This window comes from Nocardia macrotermitis, from assembly GCF_009604405.1.
GTDB lineage: Bacteria > Actinomycetota > Actinomycetes > Mycobacteriales > Mycobacteriaceae > Nocardia > Nocardia macrotermitis.
Window position 1 is genome coordinate 61,302 of sequence record NZ_WEGK01000022.1, and the last position, 18,427, is coordinate 79,728.

Genomic DNA, 18,427 nt, shown 5'->3' on the forward strand with positions numbered 1-18,427 from the left:
CCGACTCAGTCCTCGCCCACCTGCCACCGCGCGCCCGCGGAGGCCAGATATCGCAGGAAATCCGCCGGATCGACCGCCTGCGCGGGAGCCAGCACCCCGGCGGGCGCACCCACCTCGACCAGCCGACGCGCGGTCTCCACGGCGATGACCGCGGTGAGTCCGTAGGCATCGGGCCCGGTGACCCAGCCGGAGACGCTCTCGCCGTTCACACCGGTCACCCGGGCGAACATGAGCCACTGCCCGTCCTGCCGCGCCTGCATCGGAACGACCTCCGGAATCGTCTCGGCCATCTCCTCGGTCAGGCCCTCGAACAATGTCGCGACTTCCGCCCGGATCGCCCCGCGCACCCGTCCGGCCGTGACGTGCCGGGGAACTGTCACCACGCCGGGCAGGGCGAATACACGCAGCGCCGCGGGCTGATCCTGTCCCGGCGGGATGACCGGTTCGATGGTGCCGCCAGCGTCCGGATGCCAAGCGCCGTCGCGGAATTCGAGCCCGCCGCTGCCGGACACCGCGAGCATCGATCGGGCGGTTCCGCGCGAAACACCGCCCGGCAGACGAAGATCCGCGATCAGCACCTCCCGGATGGATGACACCCGTGCGGCGGCCAGCTGCGCGATCAGATCTCCCGGGACACCGTCGTCCGTCGCGCCCGGAACGGCGGTTGTCCCCGATTGCTCTGCCGCCGAGGAGAATTCGTCGAACGTTCGATGGATGTGATGCTGTTCGCCGGAGGTGTCGACGTAGTGTCGTCCGGCCGTGATCGCGGCACGTAGCACCGGCTCGCCCCAGCGGGTGAACGGTCCGGCGCAGTTCACCACCGCATCACATTCGGTGAAAATCGTTGCCATTTCCTGTATTTCGTCCAAACTGGCGATACGCAGTGCGGCATCCGGCACACCGATATCCTCGGACGTCTTGCGCAGCCGCACGACGTCCCGGCCCACCAGCACCGGTTCGATACCCCGCCGCCGAGCCTCCGCCGCCACCAGCGCACCTGTGAATCCGCTGGCCCCGTACACGGCAATCCTCATCGCACACTCCCGAGTAGTGATTCCGCGTCGGCCGAAATGCCGACATCACGACCCTATGAACGTCGAGAGGGATGATCCATGCCGGAAAGTCCGGGAAAGATGTCCGATCGTCCGGACCAATGGCATATCTGAGTACGCTGAGACGGTGGACGTTCTCAGTGACGCGGTCGCTGCCATGCGCATCGGCCGACCCCATTCCAGTCGCACCGAACTGCGCGCACCCTGGGGTATCCGTTTCCCGGCGCAACGCGGCGCGGGATTCCACGTCGTCCTACAGGGCGCATGCTGGCTGATCCCGACGCGGGGCGATCCGATCCGGCTGGTGGTCGGCGACGTGGCATTCATACCGCGCGAGCTCGGCCACGCCATCGCCGACTCACTCGACACCCCGCTGCGCGACCAGAACGACGCGAACATCCCCACGATCGGCGATCCGACCACCGTATTACTGTGCGGCGCATACCTTCTCGACCAATCCAGGATGCATCCCCTGCTGGCCGAACTCCCCGAGGTGGTACATCTGCCCGCCCGCGTCGGCCGTCATCCGACCCTGCGCGGCGCGATCGATCTGCTCGGCCGTGAACTCGACGCCGACCCGCTCCCGGGCGCACCCGGCGTCCTCCCACCCCTGCTCGAAGTGCTGCTGCTCTACATCCTGCGGGCCTGGCACGAGGACCGATCGACCCACGACGACACCGGATGGGCCGTGGCCCTGCGTGATCCAGACCTCGCCCCGGCCCTCCAGGCGATGCATCACGACCCGGCCTCCCCGTGGACGGTCCGGGACCTCGCCGAACTGGCCGGACTGTCCAGATCGGCCTTCGCACAACGTTTCACCGCCACCCTGGGCATACCACCCCAGACCTATCTGACCTGGTGGCGAATGACCTTGGCAGCCAGACTGTTACGCGAGGCCGACCTGCCGCTGCGCACGGTCGCGACCCGCGTCGGCTACGTCTCGGAGTACGCCTTCGCCAAGGCGTTCAAACGCGAATTCGGCACGGCACCGGGCAGATACCGTTCCGCGGCAGGATAATTCGACACGGACAGCTCGCCCCGAGCGTTCGGCGGATGTACTCGGACGCCAACCTGGACCCCGCCGAGCTCACCGGCGCCTCGCGTACACCAGCCACTCGTCAGTGGCTCGAACGGCGAGTGGCGCTGCACGCACCGCTCACCCCAGGTCAGGCAGGAAGCAGCCCGATGGCTTGTTTGGCGGCGGACACGGTGTCGGAAGCGATCAGACGAGCTCGAATTACCCCGTCCCGCAATATCTTCCGTACCGACTCGGGGTCGTGGCTCAGTTCGGCGTAGTGGTGGCGAATCGGGTCGGTGGTGGCGATAACGGCGTCGGCCACCGCGTGTTTCAGCTGGGCGTAACCACTGAAACGCGTAGCGGCGTCGACGGGATCCTCTCCGGTGCAGGCGGCCAGGATGGTCAGCAGGTTGGCGATGCCGGGACGATTGCCGGGGTCGTATTCGATTGCCGATCCGGGATCGGTGACCGCCCGCATCACCGTGCGACGCAACGTATCCGGCGAGTCGAGCAGCCGCAGCGTCCCACCCGACGAGGTCGATTTGCTCATCTTGGCCGTGGGACGGGACAGGTCCATGATGCGGGCGGCGACCGGCGGATTCACCATGTGCGGCACGGTGAACACCGGACCGTAGGCGGCGTTGAAACGCGTGGCGATATCGCGCGCCAACTCGACGTGCTGCCGTTGATCCGCACCAACCGGCACCTCCCCGGCGTGATACAGCAGGATATCCGCGGCCATCAGCACCGGATAGGTCAGCAGCGACACCCGGACCCGGTCACTGTCCCGGGATTTCTCCTTGAACTGGATCATCCGCCGCACCTCGCCGTAACCGGTCGCACTTTCCAGCAGATAGTGCAGTTCGGTGTGTTCGGGCACGTGCGACTGCACCAGGAATATGCTGCGCGCCGGATCCGCCCCGGCGGCCAGCAGCACGGTCGCGAATTCCAGTGTGCGCCTGCGCACCTCGGCCGGATCGTGTTCGAGGGTCAGCGCGTGCAGATCCGACACGAAGACGATGCTCCGGTCCGGAACCTGTTGGTCGACAAGGGGTTTGATCGCACCGAAGTAATTGCCGAGATGCAGCTCGCCCGAGGGGGTGAAGCCGGTGATACGCCGGGACATGATGTTCTGCCTTTCGCGATGAGGGCCGCCCGGCCGGACCACCGCCGCCTCACGCATACGAGAACGGCCGCCCGATCGGGGCGGCCGTGTCGAAGAGATACACGGAATCTGCGACCGCCCGTCAGGGCAGCCACCACGCAAGACGCGCACAGTTCCGCATGCGGCCAGAGTACTGCCGGCACCGGCCCGGAGCCAGCGCATTACCGCGACCGGAATTTCCAGGCCAGTAATCCACGATTGGCTCTGTATCGAAGGTCCAGTGATCGGTCACGCTGGAGTACATGCTGTTGCGTCGCCTGCTCGCGCTCTACACCGGACTGTGGCTGTACGGATTCTCGATGGCCGTCATGATCCGCGCCGGACTCGGCCTGGACCCGTGGGACGTCTTCCATCAGGGCCTGGCCCGGCACCTGCCGGTCAGCTTCGGCACCGTCACGGCGCTGACCGGAATCGCGGTGCTGCTGGCCTGGATTCCGCTGCGCCAGCGCCCCGGACTGGGCACGCTCAGCAATGTCGTGGTGATCGCCGTCGCGGTGGACAACGCCCTGGGCTGGCTGCCGCATCCGCACGCGCTGCCGCTCCAGATCGTCGCGATGATCGCGGCCGTCGCGCTCAACGCCGTCGCCACCGTGCTCTACATCGGCGCGGGTATGGGTCCGGGCCCGCGCGATGGCCTGATGACTGGCCTGGTCGCCCGCACCGGCTGGTCCGTCTGGCCGATCCGCACCGGCATCGAGGCCACCGTCCTGCTGACCGGCTGGCTACTGGGTGGCAGCGTCGGGGTCGGCACGGTCGTCTACGCCTTCGGCATCGGTCCGCTGATTCACCTGCTCATCCCCCTCACGCGGCGCGTTCTCCCCGGCTTCCCCGCACCCCGCCCCGAACCGATCCCGGCACCCGCCTGATCGTTCCGCGAATTCAGTTGTCGCGCACGATGATCCCCGCGGCGCGCGCGAAAGCCGGTGCGAGATCCAGCAACTGCGGGGTACTCACCATCGCACCCCGCAGCGAATCGATTCCGGCGGTGAGATCCAGCGTCGTCGCGCCACGCAGGTCGACATCGTGCAGACTCGCGCCGTGCAGGGTGATCCCGTCGAGCCGGGTCCCCGGGAAACTCACCCGGCGCAATGTCGCCTCACCGAAATCGGTGTCCCGCAACACACAATCACTGAACGTCACATCCTGCACCGAGGCATTGCGCAGGTTCACCGAGTCGAATTTGCAACCCTCGAAACGGATTCGGCGCAATCCCACCCCCACCGCCTCCACCCCGGACAGCGCGCATTCCACGAATTCCGAGTTCAGCCAACCACTCTGGCCCAGATTGGCGCCGATCCAACGCACCGCGCGCAACCACACGTCGTCGAATCGGCCGTACCGGAACGTCCCCCCGGTGATCTGGACCGTGGTCAGCGCGGACTGAGTGAACCGAACGCCCCGCGCGTCGAGATCCTCGAACTCACCGCCGTCGATGTGCACACTCTCGTAATCCGAGTCGGGCTCGAGCTCCCCCTCGAACGCTTCCAGAAACCGGGCATACGACAGTTCGGCGAGTTCACGAGGCACCCGAGCACCCTAATACTTCGACCCCAACACGCTCGTCATCGCACTTCGACCGGGCAGCACCCGCGGTGAATCCGGCCGGCTCAATGCGGCGGCAACGGCAGCGGGAACGGCAGTTGCGGAAGCTGGAACGGCAGTTGCGGCAGCACCGGAGCCGGAGCGGGCGCGGGACGTGGCGCGGGCACCGGAGCCGGAGCGGGCGCCTGGGTGACAACCGGCGCGGGAGCCGGTTCGGGCGTGGGCACCCGCACCGGGGCCTGCTGCACGGTGTGCGGACGGGTCGGCACCACCACGGGCACGGGCGCCTCGGTCGTGATCCGCCGCTGCGTCTGACACAACCACGCCGGTCCCGGTCCCACCACCCACTGCGCGATCAGATCATCGTGCGAACAATCGTCACCGACCCGATGGATCGTGCTCATGATTCCCGGCGGCGCGCACACCCACCGGCCGTCACGCTGCTGCCAGCGCGCGGAGATGTAGTCGTGCGAACAGTCGTCCCCCTCCTGATGCGGCTTCCCCGCCCCCGGCACCCCGTCGGTCCGGACCACGGGCTCCGCACTCGTGGTGACCGTCGCATCGTCCGCCGTGGACCGCACATCCTGCCCGGAACGAAGCGCGAGCACGCCGACCACGATCGCCACCGCGAGGACCGCGACCGCGGCCACCGCCATGTACTTTCCGCCGCGCTCGCCGTCCGGCGGCTCGGCGTCGTCCTGTCCGATTTCGGATGAAGCCATCATCGGGACCTTCCGTCCACCAATTCGCACCGTAGCTCCGAAAACTGACTCACCAGGCACGTTAACGAAGATCACCGCACTGTGGAGAGTCGGATCCGAATCTGTTTCGGATCGAGACCTAGGCGCGGCCGGTGTCCAGATCGACCCGCACGGTCAGCAGATCGGTGCCGACCGCCCCGACGACCGCGCTGTTGGCCCGGGGCAGCTCGCGCATCCGGGCCTTGGCGTCGTCCTCGGGCAGCAGGTGCGCGGTCCCGGTGTACCAGTGCCCGCGCAGCCGCACCCGCACCCGGTTGTCGGCCTGGATGTTGCGGATGTACTGGGATCGGGTACCGAATTCGGACACGAACCAGAACGAATCACCGCGCCGGGCCCCGCCGAGGGGCGTCCGGCGAGCCTGGCCGCTGACCCGGCCGGTGGTCTCGAGCAGGGTCTGGATCGGGAGGCGGCGCGCCACCGGGTTGCCGATGGTGCGCTGGAAGGCGGTCACCCAGCGGTGTTGAAAGTCGGCGTTCACCATGGGTCGACGGTACCGCGACCGGGTGCGCCGCGCGGGCCCGATTCCGCACGGGATGTCGCGCCGCAAACAGCCCGACAGACTCGGTTCACCGGCGCGAAAACTCAGTTCACCGGAGTGAAATCCGAGCCCCCGTCCTCGGTCAACGCGTAGATCCCGCTGCCGAGATCGAGCCCGAGCACGGTCCGCGCGGCGGCCTCGTCGACGTGGATGCGCGGCGGGTCGGGCAGCTTCGCGCCCTCGGGGTAATACGTTCCGGCACCGTAGAATTGGCCGTATCGCAGCACCACGCCGCCGAGGCCGAGCACCGCGGATTCCAGGAATTCCTTGGCCGCCTGGCCTTCTCCGGACATCTCCCACGCAACACTCTGTGCCACAAAGCGTTTCGCACCCGCCGCCTGCGCCGCGGCGATCAGGTTGGCGGTGCCCTCCTTACGCATCCGCGCGTTGGCGGCGCGTCCGGCGGCCAGATCCTCGGCCCGGTCGGGCAGGTCGGTGAGCTGATGCATCACCAGATCGGGCGCGTACGCCCGCACCGCCTGCTCGAGCCCCGCGGCGTCGAATACATCGCACACCACCGGTTCGGCGCCGAGCCCGGCAAGCATCTCGGCCTTCTCCGGCGACCGTGTCATCCCCGCGACCCGACATCCGGCCGCGATCAGCATCGGCGTCAATCGGCTACCGAGCACACCACTCGCACCTGCCAGGAAGATCTTCACCCACCTCACCCTAGCCACCACCCCGGCCCCACGGCGCAGCTCGCACATTCCCCGTGGTGGCCGACCGGTTTCCCGCGTGTCCCGCCGCCCCACGAATTGGTGGTCGGTGCGGATGCGGCCCTGCCCGTCGACCCTCAGCACATCGAATCCCGAACCCGCCACACTGCCGTCGGCGCGCGACCGCCACTTCCAGGTCACCGTCACCGCTGCCCCGGCCCGCCAGTTCGAACGCGATTCCCTCGAGGGAATGGCAGGGCGACCGCGCGAGGCCGATCATGAGGGTATGACCACAGTTTCGGCGAGCGCGGTTCCGGCCGCGGTCGCGTTCGGGCGGGAGCTGCGCAGGTGGCGTGGGCGGCGGCGGTGGAGTCAGCTCGATCTGGCGATCCGTGCCGACACCACGCAGCGGCATCTGAGTTTCCTCGAGCAGGGCCGCTCGCAGCCGGGCCGGGCGATGGTGGTGCGGCTGGCCGAATCGCTCCGGTTGTCCCTGCGCGAACGCAACGATCTGCTGGTCGCGGCCGGTTACGCACCCATCTTCGGTGAATCCGCCATGGACACAACGGAATTGGCACCGGTCCGCACGGCCCTGCGGCAGATCCTGAGCGGTCATCTGCCCTATCCCGCGCTGATCGTCGACCGCGTCGGCGTCCTGATCGAATCCAATTCCGCGTTCGACCTGTTCCTCGAGGGCTGCTCCCCGGAACTGCTGCGCCCGCCGATCAACGTGCGCCGCCTGGCCCTGCACCCCGAAGGACTCGCGCCCCGCGTCCTCAACCTGCCCGAATGGGGCCGCCACGTCACCGAGTCATTGCGCAACCGCACCCGCGTCAGCCCCGACCCCGACCTCGAGGCCCTGACCGCCGAACTGGAGAGCTACCTCCCGCCCACCATCCCCGGCCCCGACTACCTCGGCTTCGCCGTCCCCCTGCGCCTGCACACCGATTCCGGTGAGCTGCAACTGATCACCACCCTCACCTCCTTCGCCACCGCCACCGACATCACCCTCGCCGAACTCCACCTCGAAGCCTTCCTCCCCGCCGACGAACCCACCGCCCGCATCCTGCGACAGCGCGCGGAATCACCAGCCGCGGCCAGCGACGAGCAGCGCGTTGCTCACCGCGTCGACATCCGGTAATGCGGGCGCGCCGATACGGCGGGCCAGGAACGCGGTGTTGATCGGCGGGTCCGCGGGGTCCAGGAGGGCCGTCAGTTCGCCCGAATCCAGTTGTGCGGCAATCAGATAGCGGGGCAGGACGCTGATTCCAGCGCCCGCGACGACCAAGGCGGTCAGTGCCCGCAGGTCCGCCGCGACGACGGCCGGTTCGGCGTCGAGGCGGGTATGGAAGACGTGCCGCCAGTAGCGACGCAGAATCGGCAGATCCGTGGCGTAGCTGAGCAGCGGGACGGCGGCGAGTGCGGTGGGGTCCGATCGCAGCAGTTGTCGCGTATCGATCCGGGCGGCGACGGCGGGTGCGGCGACCAGTACGAATTCCTCGTCCATGAGCGCTTCGGCCTGCACCGTGCGCCCGCGCGGGCGGATCACCGAGACCACCAGGTCGTACTGACCGGTGCGCAGCCCGGCCAGCAGGTCCTCGGCCAGGCCGGTGGTCACCGTGAGCCGCACGTCGCGGGCGATCAGCGGCGCGAGCGCGGGCAGTGCCAGCGCGGCCAGCATCTCGGCGGGCCCGGCCAGTCGCACCGGCGGCTGGGCCCGCGCCGCGTGTGTCGCGTTCCCGGCTACCGCCTCGAGCGCGTCCATCGGCCCGGCCAACCGCGCGGCCAGTTCCTCGGCCGCCGCCGTGGGTGCCACACCGCGCGGTAGACGTTCGAAAAGCTGTCTCCCCAAACATTTTTCGAGCATCTGCAGCTGCGCGGTCACCGTCGGCTGGGACAGTCCGACCAACCGCGCCGCCGCCGTCACCGACCCCGCCCGGTAGACCGCCAGAAAGGTACGCAGCTGAATCAGATCCAGCCCACCCGCGCGCTCCACCACATCCGCCACCTCGGCCCGTCGCGCCGCGCCGACCGCACAGCGCCGTCAGGTCGAAGTCTATTGAACGACCCCCGCCGGCGCCGCATCATTCCCAGCGGCCGTCACTGGTTTACGGGCGGTGAGAATTCCCGCCGAATACCTGCTCACAGTGAAATCCGGAGCCGAGAATCCCACCGCGCGCAAAGCATCGGCGTACCTGCGCACATCGATCTCGGAAAGAGAATCAGTCTGCGCCACAGCATCTTTCGCATCGGACGCCGGTGGCATACGCCGCCCCATCAAGGTGGTCACCGCCCGCATCACCCCACTCGGATGAGCGTCCGCCAGCAGCACCAGCCCACCGGGCCGCAGCACCCGCCACATCTGCGCGAGCGCCTCGTCCCGCCCCGCCGCCGCGATGTGATGCATGACGAATGTGCAAGTGACAACATCGAATTCACCGTCACCGAACGGCAGGGCCTGCGCCACCCCCGACTCGAAACGACAATTCGACGCCCGGACGTGCGCGCGGGCGTACCCGACCATCTCGGCGGACGGATCCACCCCGGTGGCCGCACCGCCGGACCCGACCGCCTCCCCCAGCGCGGCCACCAGTTTCCCTGGGCCACAACCGATATCAAGCGCCCGATCACCGGGCGCGACACCGCTGGAGTGCACGATGTCACGCAGCAGCCGGGCATGCCGACCACCGAAGAGCAGTTGCGTCAGCACGTTGTAACGACGCGGACTGGTGATCAACAGCCCGGAATCATCGGAAACGGTGACAGGAAGGAGTTGTACGTTTCGGGACATGCGTTCAGGATCGAAGGCAGCACGGTCCCGCACCAGAACCGAAATGCGCCGATCCGTCCGATTCCGCACGGATCGACAGGAATTGTCCGGCAACAACAGGCACACCGAGCAGCACCAGGCACCAGGAGACACCGATGGACCGCCGCATCCGCCGCACCCGGGACCTGCTGCACCGCGCCCTGATCGAGCTGATGCTCGAACGCGGCTACGCGCGAATCACGGTGCAGGACATCATCGATCGCGCCGACGTGGGCCGCTCCACCTTCTACGCGCACTTCCGCGACAAGGACGACCTGCTCGTGGTCAGCAGCACCGAATATCTGCGCACCGCCGTGGCCCACGCGGTCCCGGCCACCGGCCCGCCGCTGGCCCCCGCGCACACCATGCTGCACCTCGCGGCCGACCATCCCGAGCTCTACCGCGCGTTGCTCGGCCCGCGCAGCCCCGCGGTGCTGATCCGCGCCACCCAGCAGATGGTGGCCGAAACCCTCTCGGCCCATCTGACCCACCATCTCGACCTCCCCGACGACGAATTCGCCGATACGGTCGCCTTCCTGTCCTGGGGCCTGCTCGGCCTGATCGAATCCGTGACCGATCCCGCACACCCGACCCCGCCCGATTCCGCCTACCGCCGCCTGCTGTCGCTGGCCGGTCCGGGACTGTCCTGAAACTACTCTCCAACGAATACTTGCTGACGAATACTCGTAGACGTATATTCGTAGACGAGCATTGAAGGGAGTTCCGATGAAGCGACGGAAGGTAGGCAACCTCCTGGCCCTGGCCGTGCTGGCCACGCTGGTCGAGGGCCCCATGCACCGCTACGAGATCGCGGCCAAGATGCGCAATCGCGGCAAGGAACGCGATATGGACGTCAAATGGGGCTCGCTCTACACGGTGGTGCAGAACCTGGAGAAGCACGGTTTCCTGGAGATCGTCGGCAGCGAGCGCGACGGCGCCCGCCCCGAGCGCACCATCTACGCGCTCACCGCGGCCGGTCGCGCCGAGACCGAGGACTGGACCCGCGAGCTGCTCAGCACCCCCGCGCCGGTGCACCACCCGTTCGTCTCGGGCCTGTCGGTGGCCGCGATCATCCCCCCGGACGAGGTGATCGCCCTGCTCGAACAGCGCAGCGACCGCCTGACCCGGCAGATCGCGGTGGACCGCGCCGAGGTCGACAAGGTCCGCGGCACCGTCCCGCGCCTGTTCCTGATCGAGAACGAGTTCACCATCGCGATGCTCGAGGCCGAGGTCGCCTGGGTGGACGGGCTGCGCGCGGAACTCGCCGGCGGCACCTTCCCGGACGTCGACTGGTGGCGTCGGATGCACGCCGAGAACATCGACCCGCACGAGATCGCCGGCATGGTGGAGAGGGGGGATTACCAGCCGACCACCGAAACCACGGAATAACCGGAAAACCACTGTCCGACAACAGAAAACGAGCCCGAAAAGGTGCGGCAACACCTTCCCGAGCTCGATTCCCTTCACCGTCCCGAACCGCATCCGCGCAGGCGAACCGGCCCGAGGTCTGGCAACTTCAGGATAACCGGGCTCCCCGCGCGACATCCGGATCGGGCATACCCACCCATCCACAGGGAGAACACTCATGTCCGCAATTCGTTCCGCACTGATCATCGGCGGCGGTATCGCCGGACCGGTCGCCGCCACCGCGCTGCGCATGGCCGGTATCGAGAGCCGCGTGTTCGAGGCGTATCCGGGCCCGGCCTACAACATCGGCAGCACCCTCGGTTTCGCCGCCAACGGCCTGGCCGCACTGGACGTCATCGGCGCCGGTGACGCGGTGCGCCGGGTCTCGATGCCGATCCACCACCAGGTGATGTCGTTGGGGCACAAGCAGATCGAGATGCCCGCGCTGCCGGGCGTGGAGGCGTTGCAGATCGTCGAACGCAGCGATCTGCATCGGGCGCTGCACGATCACGCCGTCTGCGCCGGGGTCGATTTCAGCTACGACAAACGCCTGGTCTCGGTCGACGAGCACGCCGACGGCGTCACCGCGCACTTCGCCGACGGCACCAGCGCCACCGCCGACATCCTGATCGGCGCCGACGGCATCAAATCGCAGGTCCGCACGCTGATCGATCCGAACGCGCCCGCAGCGAACTACACCGGACTGCTCGGCTTCGGCGCGTCGGTCGAATGTTCGGTGCAGGTCCCGCCGGACACGATGTACTTCACCTTCGGCAAGAACGCGTACTACCTGTACAGCGCGATGCCCGACGGCCGGATCGGCTGGGGCGCGAATCTGCCGCACCCGGAGTACCTGAGCGCCGCGCAGGCCCGGGAGATCCCCAACGAGCAGTGGTTGCGAACGCTGCGGGAGGTCTACGGTCAGGACACCCCGGGCGGCGAATTCGCCCGCAACACCACGCCGGAGGAGTTGGTCGTCATCGGCGGTCTGCACATCATGCCGCCGGTGCCGAACTGGTATCGCGGCCGGATGGTCCTGGTCGGCGACGCGGTGCACGCCCCGTCGAACAGCACCGGCCAGGGCGCTTCGCAGGCCATCGAGTCGGCCCTGCAACTGGCTCGCTGCCTGCGCGACTTCGCCGATCCGGCAACGGCTTTCGCGACCTACGAGCGGATCCGCCGGCCGCGCGTGGAGCGGATCGCCGCGCGCGGGGCGAAGATCAACCACGGTAAGACGATGGGTCCGGTGATGCGCCGGATGATGCCGGTGCTGATGCCGTTGGCGGCCAAGGCGATGAAGCTCGAGGAGACCATGCGCCGCGAGCAGAGTTACGTGATCGATTGGGACGCACCGGTGAACGAGCAGGCCGAACTGATCACGGCCTGAAATATCCGGTGCCACAACAACTTCCGGGCGACGGGAAATCCCGTTGCCCGGAAGTTGTACGAAAGGTATTCAGACCCGCGCGGTGAGCAACTCCGGCCGATCGGACTCGTCGAGCAGTTTGGTGGCGATATTGTCCAGCGCCTTGTCGAACAACGCCCGATCCGCCGGATTCGCACAATCCCAATCATCGATCCGACCGCACACCCAACTGCGCCAGGCCGCCTTGATCCGATCCGATTCGGCCACTCCCGCCTCGGTGAGATGCATTCGCGGACCGTCGAATTCGATCATCCCGAGCCGAACGGCCTTGTCGTACACCGGTTCCAGTACCTCCGGCGGCATCCAGTGCGCGCGGGCGACGGCGTCGAGGGTGGCTTCCCCGCGCGCCCTGCGCAACATCTGCACCTGCCCGATCGCCCACGCCTGATCCCTGGTCAGCGAACTGCCCGAGGCCGCCAGGATCAGCGGGTCGGGCAACTCGTCGGTGCGCAGTTTGCGCATCAGACTGGCCAGCGCGAATTCCAGGCGCGCCACCGAATCCGCGGTATCGGGCACCGAGAATCCGCCGCCCACGTCCGAGGCCTCCGCCCGCATACTGTCGCGCAGCGGAATCTCCTTGAGCAGCCACGCGATCAGGAACCCCACGACCGCGACCGGCACCACCCAGCGGAACACGTAATCGATCGAGGTCGCGTACGCCTCGATGATCGGAGCCGCCTGCGCCTCGGGCAGTTTGCGCAACAGCTGCGGCGTCGCGGCGGTCGTCGGGGACACCCCGGGCGACTGCGCCAGCGCCTCCGCCAGTTTGGTCCCGATCTGATTGTTGTAGAGCGTGCCGAATATCGCTGTGCCGAAAGTACTTCCGAGAGTGCGGAAGAACGTCACCCCGGAGGTCGCGGTGCCCAGATCCGCGTACGGCACGGTGTTCTGCACGACGATGGTCAGCACCTGCATCGCCAACCCGATCCCCATCCCCAGAATCAGCATGTACAGCGATTCGAGCCAGATGCCGGTACCGCGGCCCATCGTCGACATCAGATACAGCCCGAGCGCCATGACCGCGGTCCCGGCGATCGGGAAGTATTTGTAGCGCCCGGTCCGCCCGACGACCTGTCCGGAGATGATCGAGGTGACGAACAGCCCCACCACCATCGGCAACGTCCGCACCCCGGACACCGTCGCGGACACCCCGTCGACGTATTGCAGATAGGACGGCAGATACGTCATCGCACCGAGCATCGCGAATCCGACGATGAACGACAGGATCGAGCAGACGGTGAAGACGTTGCTGCGGAACAGATGCATCGGCAGCATCGGTTCGGCCGCGCGCAGTTCCACGAAGACGAACGCGGTCAACAGGATCGCCGCCGCGACGAACAGCCCGATGATCGTGGTCGACCCCCACGCGTACTGCTGCCCACCCCATTCCAGCCCCAGGATCAGACAGCTCACCCCGAGCGCGACCAGGGCGATGCCCGCGTAGTCGATGATCGGCCGCAGCACCGTGCGCACCGACGGAATCGCCCGCGCCGCGACGACGATCATGATGATCGCGATGGGAACGTTGACGTAGAAGCACCACCGCCAGCTCGCGTGATCGGTGAACAGCCCGCCCAGCGTCGGGCCCACGACGGTGGTGACGCCGAACACCGCGCCCAGCGCGCCCTGGTATTTTCCGCGGTCCCGCAGCGGGATGACGTCGGCGATCAACGCCATCGAGGTCACCATCAGCCCGCCCGCGCCGATGCCCTGGATGGCGCGGGCGATGATCAGCAGCAGCATGCCGTTGGACAAGCCGGCGACCATCGAACCGACGATGAAGATCAGCCCGCTGACCTGGAAGACGAGTTTGCGTCCGAACAGGTCGCCGAACTTGCCGGCCAGCGCGGTCGCGACGGCCTCGGCCAGCAGATAGGACGTGACCACCCAGGCCATATGTCCCGAACCGCCGAGGTCGGCCACGATGGTGGGCAGCGCGGTGGACACGATGGTCTGGTCGAGTGCGGCCATGAGCATGCCGAGTACGACTGTGATGAACACGACATTGGCGCGGGTATGGCTCACGGGAGCGGGCGCGTCGGCGACTGCTGTGACACCGGTCATTAGCTCAGTATGTGCCGGGACCGGCCACTACCGGGGCAGGACACGAAATACGGCCCGCCCGACCGCGTTGTAGCAATCATTCGGCACACATCACCACGCCGGGCGCCGATACTTCCCACCGAACTTACCGCTGAGTAAGATTGCTGGCGGGGCAGCGCCGCTGCCCGCACGCCCACACCAGCAAAGGTCCGCGCAATGGCCTGGAAGCCCAGCGAAATTCCCGATCTGACCGGACGCACCTTCGTCATCACGGGCGCGAACGGCGGCATCGGCAAGCACACCACGGCCGTGCTGGCCGCCAACGGGGCCAGGGTGATCATGGCCTGCCGCAACACCACCACCGCCCAGCGCGTCGCCGACGGTATCGAGGGCGAGGTCACGGTCGCGGCGCTGGATCTGGCCGATCTGTCCTCGGTCCGCGAATTCGCCGCGCACACCGGCGAATTCGATGTGCTGATCAACAACGCCGGGCTGATGAACATCCCGTTCTCGCGCACCCGGGACGGATTCGAAACCCAGTGGGGCGTCAACCATCTCGGCCATTTCGCGCTGACCGGACTGCTGCTGGACCGGGTCCGCGACCGGGTGGTGACCCTGGCCAGCATCGCGCACCGCCAGACACCCAAGCTGTGGATCGACGACCTGAACTACGAGCATCGCCGTTATCAGCGCAATCTGGCCTACGCCCAGTCCAAGCTGTCGAACCTGATGTTCGCCCGCGAATTGCAGCGTCGCCTCAGCGCGGCCGGATCGGCCAAACGCTCCTACGCGGTGCATCCGGGGGTGTCGGCGACCGACCTGTTCACCCGCACCGAAACCCTGGTGGACAAGGTGGCCAAACCGGCGATCGCGCTGATCGGGCACTCCCCCGCCCGCGCCGCGCATTCGAGCCTGTTCGCCGCGACCATGCCCGATATCGACCCGAACCAGTACTGGGGTCCGAACCGGCTGTTCGGCAGTCAGGGTCCGGTCGTGGCGTCGCCGTCGAGCAAATTGTCCGAGGACCGCGACCTGCACCGCCGGTTGTGGGAGGAATCCGAACGGCTCACCGGCGTGCACTACGCGTTCTGAGCGCTCCCGCGGAGCGGACCTGCCCCTACGGAACGTGTAGTAGACGAGTACCGTGGTAGCCGTGTCCGCTCCGCACCGCCGTCCCGCTCTGATCATCCTGGTGATCGTCGCGGCGCTGACCTGCCTGGCGCTGGGCTGGTGGCAGTGGGGACGATTCCAATCCGGGACCGGAACCGGGCAGAACCTCGGCTACGCGTTGCAGTGGCCGCTGTTCGCCGGCTTCGTGGTGTTCGCCTACGTGCGCTTCGTCCGTCTCGAACGCGAGACCGATGAACCCGGCGATCCCGGGTCCGAGCGGCCCACGATCGTGAAACCCGCTGTGCAGCGCGAGATTCCGGACGGCATCCTGCCCGAGCGACGCACGCCGGCCCCGGCGGCGCGGCGCACCCAGGATCCGGTGCTCGCCGATTACAACAGGTACCTGGCCGATCTGCACGCCCAGGACCTGCACGAGCAGATGCGTGCGGCCGGGCTGGACGCCCGCGAGACCGAGAGGAGCGCCGGTTGAGCGCCAGCGAGAACGTCGAAACCACCACGGCAACCCCGGCCCCGTCCGCCGCCCCCGGCGCCTCGGCCGCGAAGGTCCGCCCCGCCTTCCTGCGCTACCGCGTCCTGGCCTGGGCGACCGGCACCTGGCTCCTGCTGCTCTGCGCGGAGATGATCGCCAAATACGGCTTCGACGTGCACACCCCCAACTGGATCGCGGTGGTCCACGGCTGGGTCTACTTCGTCTACCTCATCGTCACCGCCGACCTGGCCGTCAAGGTCCGCTGGCCCGTGGGCCGCACCATCGGCACCCTCCTGGCGGGCACCATCCCCCTCCTGTCCTTCTTCGTCGAACACACCAACGCCAAGCAGGTCAAGGAGAAGTACAACTTCTGACCCGAATCAACGCCCGTAGTGAAATCTGCAAGCGACGATCACCATGTCGTCCGCAGTGATGGTGTACACCAAGCGATGCTCATGGTTGATTCGCCTGGACCAGAATCCGCTGAGATCGCCTCGTAGCGGCTCGGGCTTCCCGATGCCTTCGTTCCCGTTGCGGCACGTATCGGCCACCAATTGATTGATGCGCCGGAGAATCTGACGATCCTCACGCTGCCGATACAGATACTCTTCCCATGCCTCGGGGTGGAAGGTGACCTTCCTCATTCGGCCTCGTCCTCGAGCAACTCGTGACGCTCGCCGACGCCATCGCGCAGTTCCGCGATACGGCGGGTGAGGATGCGGGCATTGGCAGCGCTGGACAGCAAATAGGCTGTCTCACGCAATGATTCGTATTCACGCTGCGGAATCATCACGACATTTTCCCCGCCCGGACGGGTGATCACGACCTCCTCCTGATCGTTGATCACCGCATCGAGCGTGGCCGCGTAGGCAGCTCTGGACTCCGACATCGTCATGATCTTCATGTCCACCTCCATGTACATAATATTGTACATATGGAGGTAGGGGTGAGGAAGATCCGACTACTGCGCGAGGGCGGACAGGGCCGGGAGTAGGGCGCGCAGGGCGCGGCCGCGGTGGGAGGCGGCGTCTTTTTCGGCCGGGGTGAGTTCGGCGGCGGAGATGGTGTCGCCGTCGGGGACGAAGAGCGGGTCGTAGCCGAAACCGCCTGTGCCGGAAGGCTTTCGGGCGATGCGGCCGGGCCATTCGCCGATCTCGACGATCTCGCGGCCGTCGGCGACCAGGGCGCAGGCCGAGACGAACCGCGCGCCGCGGCGTTCGTCGGGGACGTCGGCGAGTTGGCCCAGGAGCAGGTCGTTGTTGGCGGGGTCGTCGCCGTGGCGGCCGGACCAGCGGGCGGACAGGACGCCGGGCATGCCGTTCAGGGCGTCCACGGCGATGCCGGAATCGTCCGCGACACAGGCCAATCCGGTGGCCGCGGCGCCGTCGCGGGCCTTGGCCAGGGCGTTCTCCTGGAAGGTCGCACCGGTTTCGGGGGCCTCCTCGTAGGGGGGCACCTCGTCCAGGCCGATGATCTCGAGGCCCTCGACACCGGCCTCGGCCAGGATCCGGCGCAACTCACCGAGCTTCTTGGCGTTGCGGCTGGCGACCAGTACCCGGCGCGCCACTACTTCCTCTTCTCCGGCTCGGGCAGCACGCCCGGATACGGCAGGGCCAGCGCTTCCTTCTGCACGGCGAACAGCTGTTCACAGCCGGCCAGCGCGGAATCGAGCAGCTTGTCCAGGGTGGAGCGCGGGAACGTCGCGCCCTCGCCGGTGCCCTGGATCTCGACCAGGGTGCCGGTGTCGGTGGCGACCACGTTCATATCGACCTCGGCGCGCGAATCCTCCTCGTACGGCAGATCCAGCCGGACCCGGCCGTCGACCACGCCGACGCTCACCGCGGCGATCATGCACGAGATGGGCTGCGGGTCGGCCAGGCGTCCGGCCGCCGCCAGATAGGTCACCGCGTCGGACAGCGCGACATAGGCGCCGGTGATCGCGGCGGTGCGGGTGCCACCGTCGGCCTGCAACACGTCGCAGTCGATGGCGATGGTGTTCTCCCCGATCGCGGCCAGGTCGATGCAGGCGCGCAGCGAGCGCCCGACCAACCGGCTGATCTCCTGGGTGCGACCGCCGACCTTGCCCTTCACCGACTCGCGCCCGCTGCGGGTGTGCGTGGCCGCGGGCAACATCGCGTATTCGGCTGTGAGCCAGCCCAATCCGGAGTCCCGGCGCCACGGCGGCACCCCGTCGGTGACGCTCGCGGTGCACATCACCCGCGTCTGCCCGAACTCCACCAGCACCGACCCCGCGGGGTGACTGGTGAATCCCCGGGTGATGCGGACCTCGCGGAGCTCATCGTCCGCCCTGCCATCGGCTCGTCTCGACACAAGCCAGCAGCCTAGTGGTAGGCGTTCACCAAATCCGCGCTCCCCCCGAATCTCTCCCGCCGAGAGCCCGGACGGCACT

General features: G+C 67.6%; 22 protein-coding genes. 9 read left to right on the forward strand and 13 right to left on the reverse strand.

The window, feature by feature from the left end; all coding sequences use genetic code 11:
- Positions 1 to 5 precede the first annotated feature (5 nt).
- Positions 6 to 1,034, reverse strand: coding sequence for a saccharopine dehydrogenase family protein (locus NRB20_RS33610; protein WP_153415449.1), 1,029 nt, complete (start codon positions 1,032 to 1,034; stop codon positions 6 to 8).
- 145 nt (positions 1,035 to 1,179) lie between these two features.
- Here NRB20_RS33610 and NRB20_RS33615 point away from each other — a divergent pair, with 145 nt between their 5' ends.
- Positions 1,180 to 2,070 carry an AraC family transcriptional regulator gene (locus tag NRB20_RS33615; protein WP_319945732.1) on the forward strand — a complete coding sequence of 297 codons (891 nt, stop codon included), beginning with the start codon at positions 1,180 to 1,182 and terminating at the stop codon, positions 2,068 to 2,070.
- Positions 2,071 to 2,218: 148 nt separating this feature from the next.
- Here the strand turns inward: NRB20_RS33615 and trpS are convergent, their stop codons facing one another.
- Positions 2,219 to 3,196 carry a tryptophan--tRNA ligase gene (trpS, locus tag NRB20_RS33620; RefSeq protein ID WP_153415451.1) on the reverse strand — a complete coding sequence of 326 codons (978 nt, stop codon included), beginning with the start codon at positions 3,194 to 3,196 and terminating at the stop codon, positions 2,219 to 2,221.
- Between the two features lie 281 nt (positions 3,197 to 3,477).
- Here trpS and yczE point away from each other — a divergent pair, with 281 nt between their 5' ends.
- Complete coding sequence (gene yczE / locus NRB20_RS33625) at positions 3,478 to 4,101, forward strand: membrane protein YczE (protein ID WP_153415452.1); 624 nt, start codon at positions 3,478 to 3,480, stop codon at positions 4,099 to 4,101.
- 13 nt (positions 4,102 to 4,114) lie between these two features.
- On the opposite strand, the gene NRB20_RS33630 is transcribed toward yczE, so the two are convergent.
- The 4 genes from NRB20_RS33630 to NRB20_RS33645 form a co-directional block, all read right to left on the reverse strand.
- The gene (locus NRB20_RS33630) at positions 4,115 to 4,762 is read right to left on the reverse strand and encodes a pentapeptide repeat-containing protein (RefSeq protein WP_319945733.1); all 648 of its coding nucleotides are present in this window, start codon (positions 4,760 to 4,762) and stop codon (positions 4,115 to 4,117) included.
- Positions 4,763 to 4,842: 80 nt separating this feature from the next.
- Positions 4,843 to 5,499, reverse strand: coding sequence for a hypothetical protein (locus tag NRB20_RS37770; RefSeq protein ID WP_194290103.1), 657 nt, complete (start codon positions 5,497 to 5,499; stop codon positions 4,843 to 4,845).
- A 118-nt stretch (positions 5,500 to 5,617) separates the two neighbouring features.
- Positions 5,618 to 6,019, reverse strand: a complete 402-nt coding sequence (locus NRB20_RS33640) for a nitroreductase/quinone reductase family protein (RefSeq protein WP_153415453.1) — start codon at positions 6,017 to 6,019, stop codon at positions 5,618 to 5,620.
- Positions 6,020 to 6,120: 101 nt separating this feature from the next.
- Positions 6,121 to 6,735 carry an NAD-dependent epimerase/dehydratase family protein gene (locus NRB20_RS33645; protein WP_319945734.1) on the reverse strand — a complete coding sequence of 205 codons (615 nt, stop codon included), beginning with the start codon at positions 6,733 to 6,735 and terminating at the stop codon, positions 6,121 to 6,123.
- A 283-nt stretch (positions 6,736 to 7,018) separates the two neighbouring features.
- Here NRB20_RS33645 and NRB20_RS33650 point away from each other — a divergent pair, with 283 nt between their 5' ends.
- Positions 7,019 to 7,873, forward strand: a complete 855-nt coding sequence (locus NRB20_RS33650; protein ID WP_153415454.1) for an MmyB family transcriptional regulator — start codon at positions 7,019 to 7,021, stop codon at positions 7,871 to 7,873.
- Here the strand turns inward: NRB20_RS33650 and NRB20_RS33655 are convergent.
- Both NRB20_RS33655 and NRB20_RS33660 read right to left on the reverse strand, forming a co-directional pair.
- On the reverse strand, positions 7,817 to 8,731 hold the full coding sequence (locus tag NRB20_RS33655; RefSeq protein WP_319945735.1) for a LysR family transcriptional regulator: 915 nt from the start codon (positions 8,729 to 8,731) through the stop codon (positions 7,817 to 7,819). The two genes, NRB20_RS33650 and NRB20_RS33655, sit on opposite strands and share 57 nt — an antisense overlap.
- Before the next feature lie 57 nt (positions 8,732 to 8,788).
- The gene (locus NRB20_RS33660) at positions 8,789 to 9,523 is read right to left on the reverse strand and encodes a methyltransferase domain-containing protein (protein WP_153415455.1); all 735 of its coding nucleotides are present in this window, start codon (positions 9,521 to 9,523) and stop codon (positions 8,789 to 8,791) included.
- Between the two features lie 134 nt (positions 9,524 to 9,657).
- Here NRB20_RS33660 and NRB20_RS33665 point away from each other — a divergent pair, with 134 nt between their 5' ends.
- The 3 genes from NRB20_RS33665 to NRB20_RS33675 all read left to right on the forward strand — a co-directional run bounded on the left by NRB20_RS33665 (position 9,658) and on the right by NRB20_RS33675 (position 12,335).
- The gene (locus NRB20_RS33665; RefSeq protein ID WP_153415456.1) at positions 9,658 to 10,191 is read left to right on the forward strand and encodes a TetR/AcrR family transcriptional regulator; all 534 of its coding nucleotides are present in this window, start codon (positions 9,658 to 9,660) and stop codon (positions 10,189 to 10,191) included.
- A 76-nt stretch (positions 10,192 to 10,267) separates the two neighbouring features.
- The gene (locus NRB20_RS33670) at positions 10,268 to 10,930 is read left to right on the forward strand and encodes a PadR family transcriptional regulator (RefSeq protein ID WP_153415457.1); all 663 of its coding nucleotides are present in this window, start codon (positions 10,268 to 10,270) and stop codon (positions 10,928 to 10,930) included.
- A 196-nt stretch (positions 10,931 to 11,126) separates the two neighbouring features.
- Positions 11,127 to 12,335, forward strand: a complete 1,209-nt coding sequence (locus NRB20_RS33675) for an FAD-dependent oxidoreductase (protein ID WP_153415458.1) — start codon at positions 11,127 to 11,129, stop codon at positions 12,333 to 12,335.
- Positions 12,336 to 12,404: 69 nt separating this feature from the next.
- On the opposite strand, the gene NRB20_RS33680 is transcribed toward NRB20_RS33675, so the two are convergent.
- Entirely contained in the window at positions 12,405 to 14,438 is a 2,034-nt protein-coding gene (locus NRB20_RS33680) for an MDR family MFS transporter (protein WP_153415459.1), read from the reverse strand.
- 195 nt (positions 14,439 to 14,633) lie between these two features.
- On the opposite strand from NRB20_RS33680, the gene NRB20_RS33685 reads away from it, so the two are divergent.
- The 3 genes from NRB20_RS33685 (at position 14,634) to NRB20_RS33695 (ending at position 16,391) form a co-directional block, all read left to right on the forward strand.
- Positions 14,634 to 15,509, forward strand: a complete 876-nt coding sequence (locus NRB20_RS33685; protein WP_153415460.1) for an oxidoreductase — start codon at positions 14,634 to 14,636, stop codon at positions 15,507 to 15,509.
- A gap of 61 nt (positions 15,510 to 15,570) precedes the next feature.
- On the forward strand, positions 15,571 to 16,017 hold the full coding sequence (locus NRB20_RS33690) for a transcriptional regulator (RefSeq protein WP_319945736.1): 447 nt from the start codon (positions 15,571 to 15,573) through the stop codon (positions 16,015 to 16,017).
- Positions 16,014 to 16,391, forward strand: coding sequence for a DUF3817 domain-containing protein (locus NRB20_RS33695; RefSeq protein ID WP_153415461.1), 378 nt, complete (start codon positions 16,014 to 16,016; stop codon positions 16,389 to 16,391). Before NRB20_RS33690 ends, NRB20_RS33695 begins: the two co-directional genes overlap by 4 nt.
- A 6-nt stretch (positions 16,392 to 16,397) precedes the next feature.
- On the opposite strand, the gene NRB20_RS33700 is transcribed toward NRB20_RS33695, so the two are convergent.
- From NRB20_RS33700 to rph, 4 genes are read right to left on the reverse strand one after another with little or no spacing between them, the layout of a single operon-like run.
- On the reverse strand, positions 16,398 to 16,661 hold the full coding sequence (locus NRB20_RS33700) for a Txe/YoeB family addiction module toxin (RefSeq protein WP_153415462.1): 264 nt from the start codon (positions 16,659 to 16,661) through the stop codon (positions 16,398 to 16,400).
- Complete coding sequence (locus NRB20_RS33705; protein WP_067900677.1) at positions 16,658 to 16,921, reverse strand: type II toxin-antitoxin system Phd/YefM family antitoxin; 264 nt, start codon at positions 16,919 to 16,921, stop codon at positions 16,658 to 16,660. Before NRB20_RS33705 ends, NRB20_RS33700 begins: the two co-directional genes overlap by 4 nt.
- A gap of 57 nt (positions 16,922 to 16,978) precedes the next feature.
- Positions 16,979 to 17,584 (reverse strand): non-canonical purine NTP pyrophosphatase, encoded by a 606-nt coding sequence (locus NRB20_RS33710; RefSeq protein WP_319945737.1) that lies wholly within the window; start codon positions 17,582 to 17,584, stop codon positions 16,979 to 16,981.
- Positions 17,584 to 18,348 (reverse strand): ribonuclease PH, encoded by a 765-nt coding sequence (gene rph, locus NRB20_RS33715; RefSeq protein ID WP_319945738.1) that lies wholly within the window; start codon positions 18,346 to 18,348, stop codon positions 17,584 to 17,586. Before rph ends, NRB20_RS33710 begins: the two co-directional genes overlap by 1 nt.
- Positions 18,349 to 18,427 lie beyond the last annotated feature (79 nt).

Bases quoted from the DNA above. Each gene is read 5' to 3' on its own strand.
- NRB20_RS33610 (WP_153415449.1), bottom strand. From the start codon at position 1,034: ATGAGGATTGCCGTGTACGGGGCCAGCGGATTCACAGGTGCGCTGGTG.
- trpS (WP_153415451.1), bottom strand. From the start codon at position 3,196: ATGTCCCGGCGTATCACCGGCTTCACCCCCTCGGGCGAGCTGCATCTC.
- yczE (WP_153415452.1), top strand. From the start codon at position 3,478: ATGCTGTTGCGTCGCCTGCTCGCGCTCTACACCGGACTGTGGCTGTAC.
- NRB20_RS37770 (WP_194290103.1), bottom strand. From the start codon at position 5,499: ATGGCTTCATCCGAAATCGGACAGGACGACGCCGAGCCGCCGGACGGC.
- NRB20_RS33640 (WP_153415453.1), bottom strand. From the start codon at position 6,019: ATGGTGAACGCCGACTTTCAACACCGCTGGGTGACCGCCTTCCAGCGC.
- NRB20_RS33650 (WP_153415454.1), top strand. From the start codon at position 7,019: ATGACCACAGTTTCGGCGAGCGCGGTTCCGGCCGCGGTCGCGTTCGGG.
- NRB20_RS33660 (WP_153415455.1), bottom strand. From the start codon at position 9,523: ATGTCCCGAAACGTACAACTCCTTCCTGTCACCGTTTCCGATGATTCC.
- NRB20_RS33665 (WP_153415456.1), top strand. From the start codon at position 9,658: ATGGACCGCCGCATCCGCCGCACCCGGGACCTGCTGCACCGCGCCCTG.
- NRB20_RS33670 (WP_153415457.1), top strand. From the start codon at position 10,268: ATGAAGCGACGGAAGGTAGGCAACCTCCTGGCCCTGGCCGTGCTGGCC.
- NRB20_RS33675 (WP_153415458.1), top strand. From the start codon at position 11,127: ATGTCCGCAATTCGTTCCGCACTGATCATCGGCGGCGGTATCGCCGGA.
- NRB20_RS33680 (WP_153415459.1), bottom strand. From the start codon at position 14,438: ATGACCGGTGTCACAGCAGTCGCCGACGCGCCCGCTCCCGTGAGCCAT.
- NRB20_RS33685 (WP_153415460.1), top strand. From the start codon at position 14,634: ATGGCCTGGAAGCCCAGCGAAATTCCCGATCTGACCGGACGCACCTTC.
- NRB20_RS33700 (WP_153415462.1), bottom strand. From the start codon at position 16,661: ATGAGGAAGGTCACCTTCCACCCCGAGGCATGGGAAGAGTATCTGTAT.
- NRB20_RS33705 (WP_067900677.1), bottom strand. From the start codon at position 16,921: ATGAAGATCATGACGATGTCGGAGTCCAGAGCTGCCTACGCGGCCACG.